This window comes from Mixta mediterraneensis (assembly GCF_014946725.1).
Taxonomy (GTDB): Bacteria; Pseudomonadota; Gammaproteobacteria; order Enterobacterales; family Enterobacteriaceae; genus Pantoea; species Pantoea mediterraneensis.
Genome location: NZ_JACFXY010000007.1, coordinates 64444 through 84078 on the forward strand (window position 1 = coordinate 64444; position 19635 = coordinate 84078).

At 50.4% G+C, this 19635-nt stretch carries 15 protein-coding genes and 3 pseudogenes; 9 read left to right on the forward strand and 9 right to left on the reverse strand.

Translation table 11 applies throughout. From position 1 onward, the window contains the following. Position 1: 1 nt before the first annotated feature. Positions 2-754 carry a 16S rRNA (guanine(1516)-N(2))-methyltransferase RsmJ gene (gene rsmJ, locus H2P46_RS13760; RefSeq protein ID WP_193405576.1) on the forward strand — a complete coding sequence of 251 codons (753 nt, stop codon included), beginning with the start codon at positions 2-4 and terminating at the stop codon, positions 752-754. A gap of 50 nt (positions 755-804) precedes the next feature. On the opposite strand, the gene uspA is transcribed toward rsmJ, so the two are convergent. Next, positions 805-1242: a universal stress protein UspA gene (gene uspA, locus H2P46_RS13765; protein ID WP_193405577.1), complete on the reverse strand. Its 438-nt coding sequence runs from the start codon at positions 1240-1242 to the stop codon at positions 805-807. 428 nt (positions 1243-1670) lie between these two features. Here uspA and uspB point away from each other — a divergent pair, with 428 nt between their 5' ends. After that, entirely contained in the window at positions 1671-2006 is a 336-nt protein-coding gene (uspB, locus tag H2P46_RS13770) for a universal stress protein UspB (protein ID WP_193405720.1), read from the forward strand. 35 nt (positions 2007-2041) lie between these two features. Here uspB and pitA read toward each other — a convergent pair whose 3' ends face one another. Then, positions 2042-3541 carry an inorganic phosphate transporter PitA gene (gene pitA / locus H2P46_RS13775; protein WP_193405721.1) on the reverse strand — a complete coding sequence of 500 codons (1500 nt, stop codon included), beginning with the start codon at positions 3539-3541 and terminating at the stop codon, positions 2042-2044. Positions 3542-3785: 244 nt separating this feature from the next. Between pitA and H2P46_RS13780 the strand changes: the two genes are divergently transcribed. The 4 genes from H2P46_RS13780 (at position 3786) to H2P46_RS13795 (ending at position 7029) form a co-directional block, all read left to right on the forward strand. Continuing rightward, the gene (locus H2P46_RS13780; RefSeq protein WP_193405578.1) at positions 3786-4970 is read left to right on the forward strand and encodes an aminoacetone oxidase family FAD-binding enzyme; all 1185 of its coding nucleotides are present in this window, start codon (positions 3786-3788) and stop codon (positions 4968-4970) included. A 19-nt stretch (positions 4971-4989) separates the two neighbouring features. Continuing rightward, positions 4990-5862 (forward strand): 23S rRNA pseudouridine(2604) synthase RluF, encoded by an 873-nt coding sequence (gene rluF, locus H2P46_RS13785; RefSeq protein ID WP_193405579.1) that lies wholly within the window; start codon positions 4990-4992, stop codon positions 5860-5862. A gap of 176 nt (positions 5863-6038) precedes the next feature. Further along, positions 6039-6236: a hypothetical protein gene (locus H2P46_RS13790; RefSeq protein ID WP_193405580.1), complete on the forward strand. Its 198-nt coding sequence runs from the start codon at positions 6039-6041 to the stop codon at positions 6234-6236. Between the two features lies 1 nt (position 6237). Beyond that, the gene (locus H2P46_RS13795; RefSeq protein ID WP_193405581.1) at positions 6238-7029 is read left to right on the forward strand and encodes a hypothetical protein; all 792 of its coding nucleotides are present in this window, start codon (positions 6238-6240) and stop codon (positions 7027-7029) included. Positions 7030-7119: 90 nt separating this feature from the next. On the opposite strand, the pseudogene H2P46_RS13800 reads toward H2P46_RS13795, so the two are convergent. The 3 genes and pseudogenes from H2P46_RS13800 to H2P46_RS13810 all read right to left on the reverse strand — a co-directional run bounded on the left by H2P46_RS13800 (position 7120) and on the right by H2P46_RS13810 (position 10433). Next, positions 7120-8504, reverse strand: a pseudogene (locus H2P46_RS13800) (sugar porter family MFS transporter). 522 nt (positions 8505-9026) lie between these two features. Beyond that, positions 9027-9596, reverse strand: coding sequence for a helix-turn-helix domain-containing protein (locus tag H2P46_RS13805; protein ID WP_193405582.1), 570 nt, complete (start codon positions 9594-9596; stop codon positions 9027-9029). Between the two features lie 31 nt (positions 9597-9627). Then, positions 9628-10433: pseudogene (locus H2P46_RS13810) on the reverse strand (IS5 family transposase). A 383-nt stretch (positions 10434-10816) separates the two neighbouring features. Between H2P46_RS13810 and H2P46_RS13815 the strand changes: the two are divergent. Continuing rightward, positions 10817-11839: an alpha/beta fold hydrolase gene (locus H2P46_RS13815; RefSeq protein WP_193405584.1), complete on the forward strand. Its 1023-nt coding sequence runs from the start codon at positions 10817-10819 to the stop codon at positions 11837-11839. A 127-nt stretch (positions 11840-11966) separates the two neighbouring features. Here H2P46_RS13815 and hemB read toward each other — a convergent pair whose 3' ends face one another. From hemB to H2P46_RS13830, 3 genes are all read right to left on the reverse strand, one after another. Continuing rightward, positions 11967-12944 carry a porphobilinogen synthase gene (gene hemB / locus H2P46_RS13820; protein ID WP_193405585.1) on the reverse strand — a complete coding sequence of 326 codons (978 nt, stop codon included), beginning with the start codon at positions 12942-12944 and terminating at the stop codon, positions 11967-11969. A 131-nt stretch (positions 12945-13075) separates the two neighbouring features. Next, complete coding sequence (proP, locus tag H2P46_RS13825; RefSeq protein WP_193405586.1) at positions 13076-14581, reverse strand: glycine betaine/L-proline transporter ProP; 1506 nt, start codon at positions 14579-14581, stop codon at positions 13076-13078. A 352-nt stretch (positions 14582-14933) separates the two neighbouring features. Beyond that, positions 14934-16526, reverse strand: a complete 1593-nt coding sequence (locus H2P46_RS13830; protein WP_193405587.1) for an EAL domain-containing protein — start codon at positions 16524-16526, stop codon at positions 14934-14936. A 234-nt stretch (positions 16527-16760) separates the two neighbouring features. On the opposite strand from H2P46_RS13830, the gene H2P46_RS13835 reads away from it, so the two are divergent. Beyond that, positions 16761-17525, forward strand: coding sequence for a class II aldolase/adducin family protein (locus tag H2P46_RS13835; RefSeq protein ID WP_193405588.1), 765 nt, complete (start codon positions 16761-16763; stop codon positions 17523-17525). Between the two features lie 9 nt (positions 17526-17534). Then, a complete protein-coding gene (locus H2P46_RS13840) occupies positions 17535-18488 on the forward strand; it encodes an ABC transporter substrate-binding protein (RefSeq protein ID WP_193405589.1) in 954 nt (317 codons plus the stop codon). A 264-nt stretch (positions 18489-18752) separates the two neighbouring features. Here H2P46_RS13840 and H2P46_RS13845 read toward each other — a convergent pair. After that, positions 18753-19558: pseudogene (locus tag H2P46_RS13845) on the reverse strand (IS5 family transposase). Positions 19559-19635: the final 77 nt, after the last annotated feature.

Sequence of the window (19635 nt, forward strand, 5' to 3'; positions counted from 1 at the left end):
CGTGAAAATCTGTTTGCTCGATGAATCAGGCGCCGGAGACGGCGCCTTATCACTTTTAGCGCAGCGCTGGCAGCTAGAGCACGATGATGATGCACCGTTGGCGCTGGTACAAACGCCAGCGCATCTAGAACTGCGCAAACGCGATGAACCGAAGCTGGGCGGCATTTTTGTCGATTTCGTTTCCGGCGCGATGGCGCATCGTCGTCGATTTGGTGGCGGACGCGGTGAAGCGGTGGCAAAAGCGGTGGGCATCAAAGGCGGTTATCTGCCGGATGTAGTGGATGCGACGGCGGGGTTGGGGCGCGATGCGTTTGTGCTGGCGGCTTTAGGTTGTCGGGTGCGGATGCTGGAACGACACCCGGTGGTGGCGGCATTGCTGGAAGATGGGTTGCAGCGCGGCTATCAGGACGCTGAAATTGGTGACTGGTTGCGTGAGCGGCTGACACTCATTCACGCCTCTAGCGCACAAGCGCTGAGCGATATTTCTCCGCAACCTGATGTGGTATATCTCGATCCCATGTATCCGCATCGCCAGAAAAGCGCGATGGTGAAAAAGGAGATGCGGGTCTTTCAGACGCTGGTTGGTTCTGATGATGATGCTGATGCGTTGCTGGAACCGGCGCGGCGCCTGGCCAAAAAGCGTATTGTGGTGAAACGTCCCGATTACGCGCCGCCGCTGGCGGGTATTGCAACACAATCGGCGGTGGTAACGAAAAGCCACCGTTTTGATATTTATTCACCCTTAGCACATTAATTACAGTAAAAAGCCGGTTCGCAAACCGGCTTTTTTATCAGCGAGAAGGCTTATTCGTCCTCTTCATCGCGCAGCGGCACAATCAGCATGTCGATGTGCACGGGATTAATCAGCTGACGGGCTGATGACATCAGCTTGCTCCAGAAGTCCTGATGATGACCGCATACCACCATATCCACGTCGTACTTCTTAATCGCATCCACTAACACCTGACCGAGATCGCCGCTGCCGCTCAGGGTTTCACTGATCGGGTAACCCGCCGAGTCAGATAAGCCTTTCAGCGCCTGATGCGTTTCCTGGGAAATACGTTTCTGCATATCGCCGAGATTTACGTCAATCAGGCCGGTGTAGAGATCGGAGTAATTCACATCAACGTGAATCAGAGAAATTTTGGCATCATAAGGGCGAGCCAGCGAAACGGCTTTATCCACCAGCAACTGGCTTTCGGGAGAAAGGTCTACTGCAATCAGGATATGTTTATAAGCCATGATATAACTCCTTTCACAAGATTCAGGATGGCAACCTGTCTTTCTGCCGCGTCACAGCCAGGCGAAATCCTTTACGCGAGCGGGCGATGAGCGCCACCAAAGTTTTCGTCTACGAAGCAGACGGCATATTGTTATGTTTTTGAGTATAGCCGTGAATGTTAACAAATGCTTCTGTAGCCGCTACGGTTGTGAATAAGATCAAAAGTAAGCGATATTTGCTCGCGCTGAACGAAAATCCTCGCTGGAAAAAAATGAAACATTTCTCCTACACTGAAAATGACGGCCACATTACCTAATGTACTGGCCGTCCAGGCTTGTCAAAACAATATCGCAGTCTGGTTTATTCAGTGGTTGGAAATTTCTGTGGGGCGTATTCAGCGTTTCGCCGCTGTAAGCGTCTCTGCGGTTCCAGCCGGGAGGGGAACATGATGATCAGCACTATCGCGCTTTTTTGGGCTCTGTGTGTGGTTTGTATTGTGAATATGGCACGCTATTTCTCTTCACTGCGCGCTTTACTGGCGGTACTGCGAGGCTGCGATCCGTTGCTGTATCAGTACGTTGATGGGGCTGGTTTTTTCACTTCTCATGGACAACCCAGCAAACAGGTACGGCTGGTACGCTATATCTGGTCAAAGCGTTACCTTGATCATCATGATGAAGAGTTTATCCGTCGCTGTGAGCGGGTACGCGGCCAGTTTATTTTGACCAGTTCGTTGTGTGGACTGGTGGTCATTAGCCTGATCGCGTTGGCGATTTGGCATTAAAAAGGGCGACTTGCGTCGCCCCAGTTAGCGCTGATTTACACCAGCTTTAGCGCTATCCAGTAAAGCGAACCTGAAAGCACAATGCATACTGGCAAAGTGAAAACCCATGCCATAGCAATGTTTTTAATGGTTCGGCTCTGCAATCCGCCGCCGTCTACCAGCATGGTTCCGGCAACAGAAGAAGAGAGGATATGCGTGGTGGAAACCGGCATGCCAGTATAACTGGCAATCCCAATTGACAGCGCAGCAGTGACCTGCGCCGACATCCCTTGCGCGTAAGTCATGCCTTTTTTACCAATTTTCTCACCGATGGTCGTGGCCACACGACGCCAGCCAATCATCGTTCCCGTGCCTAACGCGACAGCAACCGCCACGATAATCCACACTGGCGCATACTCAATGGTGCCGAGCAGATCGCTTTTCAGCTTGTTGAGAAAGCGTTGGTCATCCGCGGTGGTTTCAGGCAGCTTCGCCGTTTTATCCGCCGTATCTGAAATACATAACAGCAGGCGACGCATTTGGCTGCGTTGATCAACGGACAGCTGGTCATAGCTTTGCAGATTATTCAGCAATCCTTGCGCATGCTGCACCGCTTGCAGCGCACGTGCGCTGTCGCAATGGAACTGCTGCGGGCCTGACGGTACTTCTTCTGGCGTAGGCAGAACAGGCGGTGCCATCTGAACGATGTGCGTCAGCGACTCATTGTGCTGGCGGTAATACTGTTCGAGGTGATTAATGGCATCGCGGGTACGTGTAATGTCATAACCGGAAGCGCTCATATTTACCACGAAGCCCGCCGGTGCCACACCAATCAGAACCAGCATAATCAGACCGATGCCTTTTTGGCCATCATTAGCACCATGTGAATAGCTCACGCCAATGGCGGAAATAATCAGGGCGATACGGGTCCAGAATGGCGGCTTTTTTTTGCCATCAATCTTTTCACGGTCAGCAGGTGTCATATGGATACGCGCACGTTTTTTAGTGCTGCTCCAGTAACGACGCAGGATGAAAATCAAACTACCTGCGATGATCAGACCAACAATCGGCGACAGAATCAGGGACAGAAAAATGTTGATCACTTTCGGGATATTGAGCGCATCAACCACGGAAGTACCGTTCATCAACGCATTGGTGAGACCGATACCGATAATCGCGCCAATTAATGTATGAGAACTGGAGGCAGGCAGCCCTAAATACCAGGTGCCAAGATTCCAGATGATCGCCGCCAACAGCATAGAAAACACCATGGCCAGACCGTGGGCCGATCCAACATTCAATAACAGATCGGTAGGCAGCATATGAACAATGGCGTAGGCAACGCTCAAACCACCGAGCAATACGCCAAAGAAATTAAATACGCCTGCCATCACTACAGCAAGCTGGGCCCGCATGGCGCGGGTATAAATGACCGTCGCAACTGCGTTAGCCGTGTCGTGAAAGCCATTGATTGCTTCGTAAAACAATACAAACAGCAGAGCAAGAACCAATAACAGGCCGGTACTAAGATCCAGGCCAGCAAACAGATGTAGCATAAGCGTTACGCCATTTTGGGAGGACATGAACGCGGCGCATTATCCGCGACAACATGCTGTATGGGAAAGAGAAATATAGCTTTAATTTGTGGGAAAGTTGTAATTTACCTGTCGGGATCAAAGAAAATTTCCTAAAAATTAATCAGTTATAATATGACATATTTACGGTGGTTTTTTGACACTGGCGTCGGAGTGAGCAGATCACTACAATCTGCGCCTTTCTGATAAAGCGGGATAAGCAGCAGTGGAACAATTTGACGTTATCATCATTGGCGCCGGGGCCGCAGGCTTGTTCTGTGCCGCGCAGGCTGGCCTTCGGGGCCGCCGCGTTCTGCTGCTGGATAATGGCAAAAAGCCGGGACGCAAGATTTTGATGTCTGGCGGAGGCCGCTGTAACTTCACTAATCTTTATACCGAAGCTGCGGCATATCTGTCGCATAATCCTCATTTTTGTAAATCCGCCCTGGCGCGTTATACCCAATGGGATTTCATCGATCTGGTAAATAAGCACGGCATCGCCTGGCATGAAAAAACGCTGGGTCAGCTGTTTTGCGATGATTCGGCACAACAGATTGTCGGGCTGTTGCTGAAGGAGTGTGAAAAAGGACGGGTTTCGCTGCGTCTGCGCTCGGAGGTGCTGAGCGTGAACCGCAATGAAGCCGGTTATATGTTGCAATTGAGTGATGGCGCCGTGCAGGCTGGAAAACTGGTGGTCGCCAGCGGCGGGCTGTCTATGCCGGGTCTGGGCGCGTCGCCATTCGGCTATAAAATTGCGGAGCAGTTTGGCCTCACTGTGTTCCCCACCCGTGCAGCGCTGGTGCCCTTTACGTTGCACAAGCCGCTACTGGCGCAATTACAAACGCTTTCCGGCGTTGCGTTGGATACCACCATTAAAGCGCAGGATGGCACGCTGTTTAAAGAAGCGATGCTGTTCACCCATCGCGGCTTATCCGGCCCGGCGGTGCTACAAATTTCAAGTTACTGGCAGCCAGGCGAATTCGTCACTATTAATTTGTCGCCTGCCAGCGATCTGGACGCATTTATTAATGTGCAGCGCGAGGCGCATCCCAATCTCAGCCTGAAAAACAGCCTGGCGAAACTGCTGCCTAAGCGTTTAGTCGAGATCTTGCAAGAGATGAAAATAGTGCCGGACGTCAGCCTGAAACAGCTTAACAGTAAACAGCAGGCCGGACTGGTACAAACGCTACACGAATGGCGCGTGCAGCCAAACGGCACCGAAGGCTATCGTACCGCTGAAGTCACGCTCGGCGGCGTAGATACTACGCAGCTTTCTTCTAAAACTATGGAAGCGCGAGACGTGCCGGGATTGTTCTTTATCGGTGAAGTCGTGGACGTCACTGGCTGGCTGGGCGGCTATAACTTCCAGTGGGCGTGGAGTTCAGCCTGGGCTTGCGCGCAGGCGCTCTAATTTATTTTATGGAGGCATCATGCTGACTAACTCATCTATTCGTCTTAACAAATACATTAGCGAGAGCGGCATTTGTTCTCGTCGTGATGCCGATCGTTACATCGAACAGGGAAATGTTTTTATTAACGGTAAACGGGCGGTGATTGGCGATCAGGTCGCTGTCGGGGATGTAGTGAAGGTGAATGGTCAGCTTATCGAGCCGCGTGATGAAGAAGATTTAGTGCTGATCGCGCTGAATAAACCGGTTGGTATCGTCAGCACGACGGAAGACGGTGAACGAGATAATATCGTTGATTTCGGTAATCACAGTAAACGTGTCTTTCCTGTCGGACGGTTGGATAAAGAGTCACAGGGTCTGATTTTACTGACCAATCATGGCGATTTAGTGAACAAAATCCTGCGGGCAGGCAACAACCATGAAAAAGAATATCTGGTCACAGTTAACAAGCCGGTGACGGATGAATTTATCCACGGCCTGGGCGCTGGCGTGCCAATGCTGGGAACGGTAACCAAAAAATGTAAAGTAAAGAAAGAAGCGCCATTTGTGTTTCGAATTACCTTAGTGCAAGGGCTTAATCGCCAGATTCGCCGCATGTGCGAACACTTTGGTTATGAGGTTACCAAACTCGAACGTACGCGTATTATGAACATCAGCCTGAAAGGGGTGCCGCTGGGTGAATGGCGCGATTTAACTGACGATGAACTGATTGCGTTATTCAGGCTGCTTGAACACTCCTCCTCCGATGCGAAACCGGCAAAAAAAGCTCAGGCTAAAACCGTTGCAGCGAAAAAGCCGGGCGCTAACCGACCGAAAAGCACGGAAAAAGCGGAAGGCCATTCAGCGTCACGTAAACGTTTTACTCAGCCAGGGCGTAAGAAGAAGGGGCGTTAATTTCGTTATCTGCGGGCGGGCTGGCTTTATGTCGGCGCGCCTTCTCAGCCTTTGTCTGAAATACGTATTAGCCGTCTGGCTAATTATTTGAATTTAAGAACACTTACTCTCTATAACATGGCGGGAATGATGATCTGATCACATACTTTCGTTTTATGCTAAATGAAGTGATCAACATGTTCAGATATGCTCTTTCTGTTTTCGCCAGCCCAGAGACGTTCCTTCAGATCATGACCCGCCAGGACATCAACGATTCGATTGCTGATGGCGAGCGCATTATCATTGACGAGAATGGTAATGCCTCCGTCAATATCACCAGTGATGAGGTACGCGAGGATTTTGCTCGCCATGTGAACGCACTGAAAGGGGTATGACATGGGAACAGCGATATTTATGGTGTTGATGGTCAGCGGCTATTGGTACACCAGTCGCGACCTCTCCAGCCGTTTCAAAATTCGCCGCTCATCCGGTTGGGATATGTACTTCCTTGTCGCGTTATACGGCTGTATTTTCGTCTTACAAGGCGTGCTGGCTACCGGCATTATTTGGCTGATTTTGCTGGCTGTGTCAGGGGCTATGAATGCGCTGCAAGCGATTCCCGGCGTCCATTTGAAATGGCAAATGGAGTTTATGAACTGGAGTTTTCTCGGTATCCAGGCGCCGGTGGTGGTGATGTTGGCGTTTGCGATATTCTTTTGTCTTTATCGCTCAAACTGGTCGGGCAGCGCGCAGCTGAACGCGCCAAACCGTAGAAACCTCTATCAACAACTATCCCGTTCCAACGGTGTTGAGCAGTTACTGTTTCAGTGCATGGAAGAGGGAGAACTCGCCTGGATCACCCTCAAATCGCGCCGCATCTATATCGGCATGGTGCAAGCTGCCACCTTTGAATATGAAAATACCGCGAATATAGTCGTGATTCCGATGCTCAGCGGCTATCGCGACAGCAAAACGCTGAAGCTGGCGGTCGAACATAATTACAGTAAATGGTATGCGGAGCATGGCATCACGCTGGAATCAGAACCCAAAAATGCCATGACGTTCCGAAAAGTGATTATGGTCGATCAGATAGAGAGTCTTTCGTTGTTCGATCCGGCCAGCGCCAGCGCCTTATCACAGGACAACCCGCAGGCAGTCACCAAAAGTCCGAAGGTAAAAGAATCCTGATGTTTCCCCACGACGAAATGACTTACGCCAGTCACTCGGAGACCCGGAACTTCGGGCCTCTCAACGCGTTAACTGGCCGATACTGAACGGTTAGTCCCCGATATTCCGCAGTGCCTTGCCTTTCATCAGATTGCGTTCAATGTGTTCCAGTGTGACGTGCTTCGTTTCCGGCACTAACAGCATCGTCAGCAAAATAAACGCCAGATTGAGCGCCGCATAGAACCAGAAAGTGTTGGCATTGCCCAGCTTGTCCAGCAAAGTGAGGAAGGTTGCGCCGACAATCATATTGCCTACCCAGTTGGTGGTAGTAGAGGCAGTAATACCAAAATCGCGCCCTTTTAATGGTTGGATTTCGGAGCACAGCAGCCAGATCACCGGGCCGGCCGCCATAGCAAAACCCACGATAAACATTAGCAACATGGCAATGGCGAAGTATTTCCGGAAATCGGTTTCGACGCCAATATGCAGCAGCGTACCCAGAATGCCCATGCCAATCGCCATGATTAAAAAGCTTGTGGTGAGCATTGGCTTACGTCCCCATCGATCAACAAAACCAATCGCAATTAACGTTGCCAGCATGTTAACCAGACCCACAATGACCGTGCCCCACATCTGTTCACTGGTGCTGGAAAAACCGGCAATATTGAAAATTTTAGGCGCGTAATACATCACCACGTTCATTCCGGTAAACTGCTGCATCACCTGTAACAGCATCCCCAGCCACACGGCGCGACGGAAGTTGCCGTTGGTTTTAAACAGCGACCAGCCACGTTGTTTAACCTGCAAACTTTCACGGATCTCTTCCAGCTCCTGTTTTGCCTGTTCACTGGTGTTACGTAGCCGATCCAGCACGCGTTGGGCTTCATTGAAGCGACCATGCGCCGCCAGCCAGCGCGGGCTGTTTGGTAGAAACAGAACGCCAATAAACAGGATGATGGCCGGAATGGCGATAATTCCCAGCATCCAGCGCCAGCTACCGCTGTAGCTAAAAGCGGTGTCGGACAGATAAGCGACAACAATGCCGGTAGTTAACATCAGCTGATACATGGATATCATCGAACCCCGGATGCGCTCTGGAGCGATCTCTGCAAGATAAAGCGGTGCGGTATACGATGCGATGCCAACCGCCAGGCCCAGCATCACGCGCGCACAGACCAGCGATTCAACGTCGGGCGAAAAGGCCGACCACAAAGAACCAATCACAAACAGTATGGCTCCCGTCAGCATGCTTTTTTTGCGTCCCAGTTTGGCGGACATCCAGCCAGCGCCCAACGCCCCTATCGCTGCGCCAAACATCATTGAACTCACCACCCATTCTGTTCGTGATTGCTGATATGCAGATCGGTTGAAAGAAAGGGTAGCGCTCCGGCAATAACGCCAATATCAAGTCCAAACAGCAGGCCGGACAGGGCAGCCATAAAGCAAACGAACCAGATAAAGCGATTCTGGTGGGTTTTAGTGTGGGCGGTATGCATACATGTCTCCTTGAAGGTTCAGCTTTGTAAATCTTGTTAATGTTATGTAAACATAGCTGACGCCGGTGAGTTACCGGTCACATAAAAGCGAGCCCGATAAGAAGAATTAACCGTAATAAGCAGGAAACTATTCAGGAACAAGGAAATAGAAGAGAAATGCGGTAGCATGTCTTCCGCACAAATACGCAAAGAATTAAGCGTCTGAGCGGCGGAATTTTATAACAGATCGCCCTAACGCGGCGTTTAACCCATACTTAACAGTTACTTATATCTCATTCCTTTAACTGACAACGGCTATCACTGGCTGCTATGGAAGGCAGGCCCGTTTCGTCTGGTCATTTTCCCGAAAGTCGGGTGCTGAAAATGAATAATTTTAGCATCAGCGTAACGGCACCATAATTTGAGATAAATTATCAGAAATTTCAAAGGGATAAGGGGAATAATGACCGTTACATAATTGAATCAGGCGCGAAATTTTTTATCAGCAATATGCTTGTGGCTGCGTTTATTTATTGCCCGACATCAATCGGCATCACATCGCCAGGTATCGCGAGCGCTTTCAGGCGGCTGTGCAATATTATCAGACAGAAGCGTTCTGCTCAGGAAAATAAGTTGCTGGCTTTGATATTTAACGGGGCAAAGCGTACTGCGTTGCGTAGGGCCACTGCATACAGGATTTGCTCTGGCCGTTGTCGCCTGCATACAGAGCGCACAAGGGTGCGGACAATCTGCCAGCTGTGCCTGAGTCTCCGCATCCAGCTGTCTTTTGCGACACACACGTGGCGTACAACCCATTACATGTTTGAATGCGCGGGTAAAAGATTGCTGGCTTTCAAAATGGTATTTTATCGCCAGTCCAATAATGGGCGCATTACTGTTTTTTAAATCGTGCACACAGGCGGCTAATTTGCGCTTGCGAATATAGCGCGCCAGAGTTTCATTTTGGTAACGTGCAAACAGCTTCTGTAAATACCATTTGGAATAACCCGCTTTTTCAGCAATATCATCAACGGTTAAGCGCTGGTCAAGATGATTATTAATCCATAGCGTGAGGGAAATAATCACCCCTTCATTGTATTTCTTGTCACTCATAAGCCACCTCTTGTTTAGACGCCTTAAGAACCTATCCCAAAAGGATTTTATTCCAGACAATGATGCTGCAAGCAAAATGCAGCATCGCCTCGTAGTTTTCGACTTTCTTCTCCCATCGCGTCAGTATGCGGCGAAAGCGATTCATCCAGCTATGCGTTCTTTCCACAACCCAACGATGAGCCCTGAACTCGCTGTTTTTAATTGCCTCAGACTCCTCTTTCCCCGACTGGATATGAGGTTCATAACGACGAGCTTTCAAACAAATTTCCACCCATTCAGCCTCATAGCCTTTGTTCATACACAGATGCAGCCTGCGACCCGGCCTGCCGGTCTGTAGCGCGTCCAGCGTATCTTCAACCAGTTTTATGTCGTGGGTATTTGCCCCTGCGACAGCCAGCGAGAGCGGAAGCCCGTTCCCGTCGGTCATCAGGCTCCGCTTTACTCCCTGCTTCCCCCTGTCAGTCGGGTTGCGACCTGTTTTTTTGAGCCTGCAAGGGGCGATTTTGTCATGCAGCCATCCATCGACAACCATGACCAGTCAATGGCATCCCGCTTCTCGCAGGCAAGCAGCCCGTTTTGCCAGAAGCGTTCAAATACTCCAGCATCCCGCCATTCCTGAAAGCGGCGGTGGGCTGAGCTGGATGAGCAAATATCCGTGGCATTCAGGGCATTCCATTGGCAACCAGTTCTGAGCACAAAGAAAATGGCGTTCATTGCGGCACGATTATCAACACGTCTACGATGCGTGCCCAGCGGATGGTGGGTTTTATGTTCCGGGAGAAGTGGAGCCATTTTCTCCCAGAGTTCATCGCTGATCTGCCACTTGTTGCCCGCCATACTTCGCCCTCAAAAATTGCCATTATTTACGATCTGACAATTCCTTTTGGGATAGGTTCTAAGTTTAGAATAATTTATCGATCCCTCCACATTACTTATGGGAAATTTTAACCAGAGGCGAAGGTTTATTGTTTTGATAACCGGAGCGTCATGAAATAAAAGAGATATTTTTCCTTGTTGCTCTTTTGTTGCAAAAAAGACGAAAAGGAGAAAGGGAATAATAAAATCAATAAATTCACAGGAAAATTATTTAACTGTTTAGTTCTGGTGAATAAGTTGAGTGCTGGTTATATATAAAATCAGCCACATAGCACAGGGCAGCAATACACTTTCTGCTTTGCCGTGCCAGGCTTAGGATAATTTTTATCACACGGAGAACCCGGATGAGCCCGACATACGCGTTGAAGAAACCGCTTGCCGCTTTGCTCACCTCGCTGGCCTTATTCAGTACTACAACGGTCAATGCTGCCAATATTTATGGCGAACAGCTTGAAGGTTTTCATTACCCGGCTACGTTGCAACATTTTAATTTTTCCTCCCAGCAGCAACCGCTTAGCATGGGTTATATGGATGTGAAGCCGCCACAACACGCCAATGGACAAACCGTGGTACTGATGCACGGCAAAAACTTCTGCGGTGCGACCTGGGAAGACACTATTCGCGCGTTGAGCCAGAAAGGTTATCGCGTCATCGCCCCGGAACAAATCGGCTTTTGCAGTTCGACCAAGCCGGCGTATTATCAATACACTTTTCAACAGTTAGCTGAAAATACCCATCGATTATTAACGCAACTCGGCGTCGAAAAAGCGGTGATTGTTGGACACTCTACCGGCGGCATGCTGGCGACGCGTTATGCGCTGATGTATCCCGATCAAACACAAAAGCTGGTGCTGGTAAATCCGATTGGATTAGAGGACTGGAAAGCCAAAGGCGCGCCGTATCGTACCGTTGATCAGTGGTATCAGCGTGAGTTAAAGCTGAGTGCGGCAGGCATCAAAAAGTATGAACAGCGCACCTACTATGTCGGGCACTGGAAGCCGGAATATGATAAATGGGTCGATATGCTGGCCGGGTTAAACAGTGGACCTGGGCATAAGAAAGTTGCGTGGAACTCGGCGCTGATTTACGACATGATTTTTACCCAGCCGGTATTCTATGAGTTTAAAAATCTGAAAGTGCCGACCACCTTGATGATTGGCACTGCGGATACCACCGCCATTGGCAGCGATATTGCTTCACCAGCGGTGAAAGCGAAGCTGGGGCACTATAACGTGTTAGGCAAGGATGTCGCGAAGCAGATTCCGGGGGCGCGTCTGATTGAGTTCCCCGGCATGGGACATGCGCCACAGATGGAAGAGCCGGTGAAATTTAACCAGACACTGATTGATGATCTGGCCAGCAAATAAAACCCTTCAGGCCTGCCACTCCTGAAGTTTGACCTCTTCAGCTGTTGACGCTTTTTATTCAGCATTTATGGTCAGCGAAGCAAAAGACAGCGACCGGGGCAATACAGGTCGCTGTCTTAGAAGGGCATCAGAGTATCTTTTGTTCCGCGAGATCAAGGGCGAAATAGCTGAAGATGAGATCGGCACCGGCACGCTTAATTGCTCCCAGGCTTTCCAGCACCACGTTATGTTCATCAATGGCGCCAGCCTGAGCTGCGAATTTAATCATGGCGTATTCACCGCTCACTTGGTATGCAGCCAGCGGTAATTCTGTCCGTTCGCGAATATCTCGCAGAATGTCGAGGTAAGCGCCAGCCGGTTTCACCATCAGTGAATCTGCGCCTTCTGCGGCGTCGATCAGCGACTCGCGAATGGCTTCGCGACGATTCATTGGATTCATCTGATAAGTCTTACGGTCGCCTTTCAACGCAGTTCCCGCCGCTTCACGGAACGGGCCGTAGAACGACGATGCAAACTTGGTGGAATAGGACATGATAGCCGTTTGGGTAAATCCGGCAGCATCCAGTGCCTGGCGAATCGCCTGTACCTGACCGTCCATTGCTGCGGAAGGCGCGATAAAATCTGCCCCCGCTGCGGCGGCAACAACTGCCTGCTTACCGAGGTTGAGTAAGGTTGCATCGTTATCGACGCCGTGATCGCACAGGACGCCGCAATGGCCGTGGCTGGTGTATTCACAAAAACAGGTGTCAGACATAACGATCATTTCTGGCACGGTGTCTTTGCAAATGCGCGACATACGCGCCACCAGGCCGTTCTCATTCCACGCATCGCTGCCGGTAGCATCAAGGTGGTGTGAAATACCAAAGGTCATTACCGAGCGGATACCCGCTTTTGCAATACGTTCGATTTCATAAGCGAGGCGCTTTTCAGGAATACGGACCACGCCAGGCATCGCCTGAATTGCTTTGTAATCATCCACGCCTTCCTCAACGAAGATCGGTAACGCCAGATCGTTCACGCTAAGGGTGGTTTCCTGAAACATTGCGCGCATCGACGCGCTGGAGCGCAGCCTTCTTGGGTGCTGGATAAGAGAAGAATCAGACATATTCATTGCTTACCAGTATAAAAAAGTGGCGACAGTTTACTCCTTTTGGCGAAAAGGGATAAAGGTTTGTGTGCGGCGAATGAAGTGAGGCAGAAAAAAACTTCCCGCCGGGCGGCGGGAGGGAGAGAGGATTACTCGTTGATGTCCGGGTGTTGTTGCACCAGATTTTTACGTCTGGCTTCGAGGCGGGAAATCTCTTCGTCAATATCTTCGATTTTTTGCTCGATATTGTCGTGATGTTCCTGAAGAATTTCACGCGCTTCAGCCAAATCAGACGCGGCAGGCGTGGCGCCTTTCAGCGGTTTGTTAGCGGTCTCTTTCATATAAATACCGGTAATCAGGCCAATCACTGCAATCACCATCAGGTAATAAGCGGGCATGTACAGATTATTGGTAGTTTCCACCAGCCATGCGGCGACGGTGGGGGTCAGACCTGCTATTAATACCGAGATATTGAAGGCACTGGCTAATGCGCTGTAACGAATGTGGGTCGGGAACATGGCAGGCAGTGACGAAGCCATGACGCCGGTAAAGGCGTTGAGGATCACCGCTAACAGCAACAGGCCAGCAAAAATTAAGCCGATCACGCCGCTGTTAATCATCATGAATGCGGGTATCACAAAGATTAGCAAGGCAATGCTACCAATGATGATAAACGGACGACGGCCAAAGCGGTCACTCAGCATACCCATCACGGGCTGCACAAACAGCATACCGATCATGATGGCGATAATGATGAGCACACCGTGATCTTCCGAATAATGCAGGTTATGCGACAGATAACTCGGCATATAGGTGAGCAGCATGTAGTAGGTTACGTTGGTAGCAATAACCAACCCGACACATGCCAGCAGGCTGCGCCAGTGTTTGGTGGCAATCTCTTTAAATGAGACTTTCGGACCGTCACGCAGACCTTCGCGGTCGCCTTGCTCCAGCTTTTCGACGTGCTGCTGGAACGCAGGTGTTTCTTCCAGCGCATGGCGCAGATACAGACCGATAATGCCAAGCGGTAGCGCCAGGAAGAATGGCAAGCGCCAGCCCCACGCAAGGAAACTGTCTTCACCGATAATGGTAGAGATCAGCACCACTAAGCCCGCGCCGAGTACAAAACCTGCAATCGAACCGAAGTCGAGCCAGCTCCCCATAAAACCGCGTTTACGGTCTGGTGAGTATTCGGCAACGAAGATTGATGCGCCGGTATATTCACCGCCAACCGAGAACCCCTGCGCCATTTTGGCTACCAGCAGTAGCACCGGCGCCCAAATGCCAATCGAGGCATACGATGGTATCAAGCCGATACAGAACGTACTGAGCGACATGATGACAATAGTAATGGAAAGAATCTTCTGACGGCCGTATTTATCGCCCAGCATACCGAAGAACAAGCCGCCCAATGGACGAATCAAGAAAGGTACGGAGAACGTACCCAGTGCGGCGATCATCTGCACGCCTGGCGAGGCATCAGGAAAAAATATTTTACCCAGCGCGTAAGCCACAAAGCCATACACACCGAAGTCAAACCATTCCATCGCGTTACCCAGAGACGCCGCGGTGATGGCTTTACGCAAACGGGCATCGTCAATGATAGTGACATCATCAAGCCCAATTGGTTTTACACGCTTCCTACGTAATTTCATAGAATTACCCTGTAATAGAACATGAAAGTCCTTAACGGCGCGACCCGTAAAGCAGGGTCAGTCCACCGCATTGAGAAAATTTAAGCATAGCCGGAAATAGAACACTTTCCCCAGGCTATACAAGCAAGAATTCCTGCCGAAATTATGACAACCAGCGGAAGAGTATACCGTTTTAGTGTGATATTTGTCATGTTTGAGCTGATATTGGCTATTTTTACGGCGCAATCAGCAAGAATTTTGTTGACCAAAAGTAATTATGCTGGGAAATGAGAATTCGGCTGAAGGGGGTATAACGTACTGCCATAAAATGACGCGTGCCGTTGTTAAAGCGCGATTCGGGTCATCAACGATTTCATTCAGACGTAGCCTGATTTACAGTTTGTATCGGTAATCGTCCTTTCCTTTTGAGCCAGCCTTTCAGCGCCGTATTATTCATCGGTTGAGCATAGTAATAGCCCTGAATAAGCATCACGCCGCGCTGTTGCAGATACAAAAGTTGTAACGCAGTTTCAACGCCTTCACCCAATATCTGTAAACGTAATTTCAGACTGAGGTTGATGATGGCATCCAGCACCGGCGTTTCGCTGCCGAGCGATTCAATAGCGTTAATAAAGCCACGGTCGATTTTCAGATAATCCAGCGAGAAGGTCATTAAATAGCTCAGCGAGCAGTGCCCGGTGCCAAAATCATCAATCGCTACTTTTATTCCAACTTTGCGCAATTCATCCAGCTTGCGCGCCACGTCGTCCCCCTCCTGGATCAGGCTGCGCTCTGTTAACTCAAGCGTAATAACGATCTGCTGATGTTTGACCTTTTCAGCAAGTTTCAGCATATCGCTGACAAAGTCAGGGTGCTGCAAATGCCCGGCGGCGACGTTAATGGCTAAATGAAAGCCCGGCTCAACCTGCCAGCTCTGTACATCTTCGACAAGCAAATGAATAAGATGGCGCGTTAATGGCACAATCATGCCTTCGGCCTCTGCAGCACTGATAAAGATGTCAGGACGGATCACTTTGCCGCTCGGCGTTGTCCAGCGCAACAACGCTTCGACACCGAAGCAGCGCTGCAACCGCGCGTTATAGACCGGCTGATAATGCACCGTGAACTGGTGACCGTGAATGGCCCGGCGAATCTCATCACGCCATGACAAACGGCGTTGCAGCCAGTTTGCAGTGAAGGCCATCAGCAGAATCGAAAAAATAATCGCGACTGGCAGAAAGTTAAACACGACGTGTCGCCAGGCACGGGTTAGCTCAGTGCCTGGCGCGATTACGCTAACGCTAATCGGATAATGGTTTGAGATGGCCTGATAGGTTTGGGCTGTAAAAAAACTGCTTTTCGCTGCCTCATCGTTTCCCGCTGAAATCGGCGCGCCATGACCGAAACGCATCGAGAGCTGATAACCGTGCGACTCGCCAACCGCATTCATAAAATCTATCAGATACTGGCCATCAATTATTGCCCAGAAGCCTTCGCCGTCGGGAAGTTGCCGTACAAAAATCGCCGCAGGACGATTCGGTACGCCTGCCGTTCCGGTAAGCGACAGGCTCCACCATGCGCGTCCCGTGACTGGCGGATCGCGCATTATTATTTCTTTTAGCGAGCCAGGCTCCAGACCGTATGCGGATGAGCAGGAAACCCTGTCGTCCTGCAGTTTACCGATGGCCCGAAAATAGGCGCTTAGCATGTCTGTACGTAAGAGGTTGTTTTGAATCTGGCTGCACGGCTGATAGTGATACCGGTGCAGGGAAGTGATCATATCCCAGCCGCGATCGCTCATTTTTTCAGCCTGAAATAAAAGGGTATTGGCAGCGTTCACCTGCTGTTGGTGGAGCGTATGACGGGCGTCAATGACTGTAAAAATAAGGCCAGAAATCAATGGCAACGCCCCGGCAAGGATGATGAGCAACCTGGCGTAATTGCGCTTTCTTTTCAGTAGCGGCACCGCAAAGCCCTTTGAATATTAACTGTCTTGAGGAGGTGTTAATCAGTCAGCGCAGCATAGCATGTCCGCAAGCGGTGTCGGGTAGGGTTTTGATTACGATCAAATCTGGTTCAGATTAATTATCGACCGGGCATTGCAAATACTGAGAATGTTTTGCTGTTTTTGGTATTTCCCAGGCGTGAAATGGCTATGTCAGGATGACCGCAAACGTACATTCACTGACAAGGAGCGGACATGAGCACAGCAACCCTGGCCCTATCTTCTTTACAGCAGCGCGTAAGCGATGCCGAATGGCAGGCACGCACCAGACTGGCACAGGCCTATGTGTTGGCAGCAAAACTGCGCTGGACCGATCATATCTACACGCATTTTTCACTGCGTGTGCCGGGTGAACAGCCGCATATTCTTATTAACGCCTATGGTCAAACCTTCGATGAAATTCGCCCTGAAACCCTGGTGAAAATTGACATCGACGGCAACATTATTGACGACCCAACCGGCCTGGGCATTAACCCGGCGGGATTCGTGATCCATAGCGCTATTCATCGTGCGCGGCCTGATGCGCATGCGGTAATGCATACCCACACTGCTGCGGGCATCGGTGTCTCGGCGCAAAAACAGGGTTTGTTAATGATTTCCCAGCACAGCACGCGTTTTTATCAACGCGTGGGCTATCACGATTACGAAGGCATAGCGCTTGATCTGGATGAGCAACAGCGCATCGTCGCTGATTTGGGCGCACGCAACGCACTGATCTTACGTAATCACGGTTTGCTGACCAGCGGCGGCAGTATTGAAGAGGCCTTCTATAACCTCTATTACCTTGAACGAGCGTGCCAGGCGCAGCTGGCGGCGCAATCTGGCGGCGCTGAACTGTTTATCCTGCCGGATGCGGTGGCAGAGAAAGCGGCGCTGGCGTTTGAGCAAGCGATTAATAATAAAAAATATTTGCTGCACTGGGATGCCTATATCCGTCAGCTCAACCGTAACGCGCTTTAAGGGACGACGATGAAGATCAGCCAGGCGGCCATCGCCGCAATAGTCGTGAGCATTAGCATAAGTGCGCAGGCGGCGCCGGATTTGAGTCAGGTTACGCTGGTGTTGGGCGATCAGGCGCGAAATTTACGTTCGCTGGTTGAAGCCGCAGGCGTCATGAAAGATGCGCCTTATCGCTATCGCTGGGCAAATTTTCAAGGCGCGGCTCCCCTGTTTGAGGCTCAGCGGGCAGGAGCGGTTGATACCTCCTACGCGGGCGATTTGCCGGTACTTATGGCGGCATCGGGCGGTGTGCCGCTGAAAATCATTGCCACAAATGTCGGCGATAGCGGCGCAAATGGCCTGGTGGTGCCCGCCGATTCGCCGATTCACAGCGTGAAAGAGTTAGCAGGTAAAGAGGTCGTTATATCGTCGGCGCGCGGCAGTATCTCTCAGCATCTGCTTTATCAGGCACTGAAGGAAGCCAACGTGAAACGCGACAGCGTGCCGGTACGCTTTGTGCTGCCAACCGATGCCAGCGCCGCCTTTAATTCAGGGCAAATTAAGGTATGGGCAACGTTCGATCCTTATCTGGGCATTGCGGAACAACACGGTGGACGCCTGCTGCGCGACGGCAAAGGCTTAACCACAGCATTATCGTTTGTCACGGCAACGCAGGCATCACTGGATGATCCAGCCAGGCGGGCGGCTATCGCTGATTTCACCCAGCGCCTGGAAAAAGCACGTAACTGGGCGATCACTCATCCTCAAGAGTACAGCAAGGTTTATGCGCAACTGACGCGCTTACAACCACAGGATGCCGTAAAAATTACCGCGCGTATTTCTCACGGTATTCGTCCTGTCACTCAGGATGATATTGACAGTGTGCAAAAAGTGTCTGATCTGTTTAGCGAATTAAAGATTTTACCAAATGCCGTAAACGTCAAATCGATAACCGACCGCTCGGTGTTTAACGCTGTGCCCTGAATGAATACAGGCGCGTTTACGCTATCCAGTCCAGCTATGACTTTTATGCAGCGGAGCAATGTTGTTTCCTGAAAAGGCGTCGATAAAAAACTGAAAGGAGATTTATAAAAATCACAAAGATGAAACGCAGTTTGTACGCCATAGCCATATTTATCGGCTTCACGGTGACGCTAAAAGCAACAAAGATCAGTAGCCGGAGGTTATTTTTGGGTTAGCTGATGATTAATTAAGAATCCGGAAATAAAATATTTCCGGATTAAGAACCTATCCCAAAAGGATTTTATTCCAGACAATGATGCTGCAAGCAAAATGCAGCATCGCCTCGTAGTTTTCGACTTTCTTCTCCCATCGCGTCAGTATGCGGCGAAAGCGATTCATCCAGCTATGCGTTCTTTCCACAACCCAACGATGAGCCCTGAACTCGCTGTTTTTAATTGCCTCAGACTCCTCTTTCCCCGACTGGATATGAGGTTCATAACGACGAGCTTTCAAACAAATTTCCACCCATTCAGCCTCATAGCCTTTGTCCATACACAGATGCAGCCTGCGACCCGGCCTGCCGGTCTGTAGCGCGTCCAGCGTATCTTCAACCAGTTTTATGTCGTGGGTATTTGCCCCTGCGACAGCCAGCGAGAGCGGAAGCCCGTTCCCGTCGGTCATCAGGCTCCGCTTTACTCCCTGCTTCCCCCTGTCAGTCGGGTTGCGACCTGTTTTTTTGAGCCTGCAAGGGGCGATTTTGTCATGCAGCCATCCATCGACAACCATGACCAGTCAATGGCATCCCGCTTCTCGCAGGCAAGCAGCCCGTTTTGCCAGAAGCGTTCAAATACTCCAGCATCCCGCCATTCCTGAAAGCGGCGGTGGGCTGAGCTGGATGAGCAAATATCCGTGGCATTCAGGGCATTCCATTGGCAACCGGTTCTGAGCACAAAGAAAATGGCGTTCATTGCGGCACGATTATCAACACGTCTACGATGCGTGCCCAGCGGATGGTGGGTTTTATGTTCCGGGAGAAGTGGAGCCATTTTCTCCCAGAGTTCATCGCTGATCTGCCACTTGTTGCCCGCCATACTTCGCCCTCAAAAATTGCCATTATTTACGATCTGACAATTCCTTTTGGGATAGGTTCTAAGCGTGATAATGAACT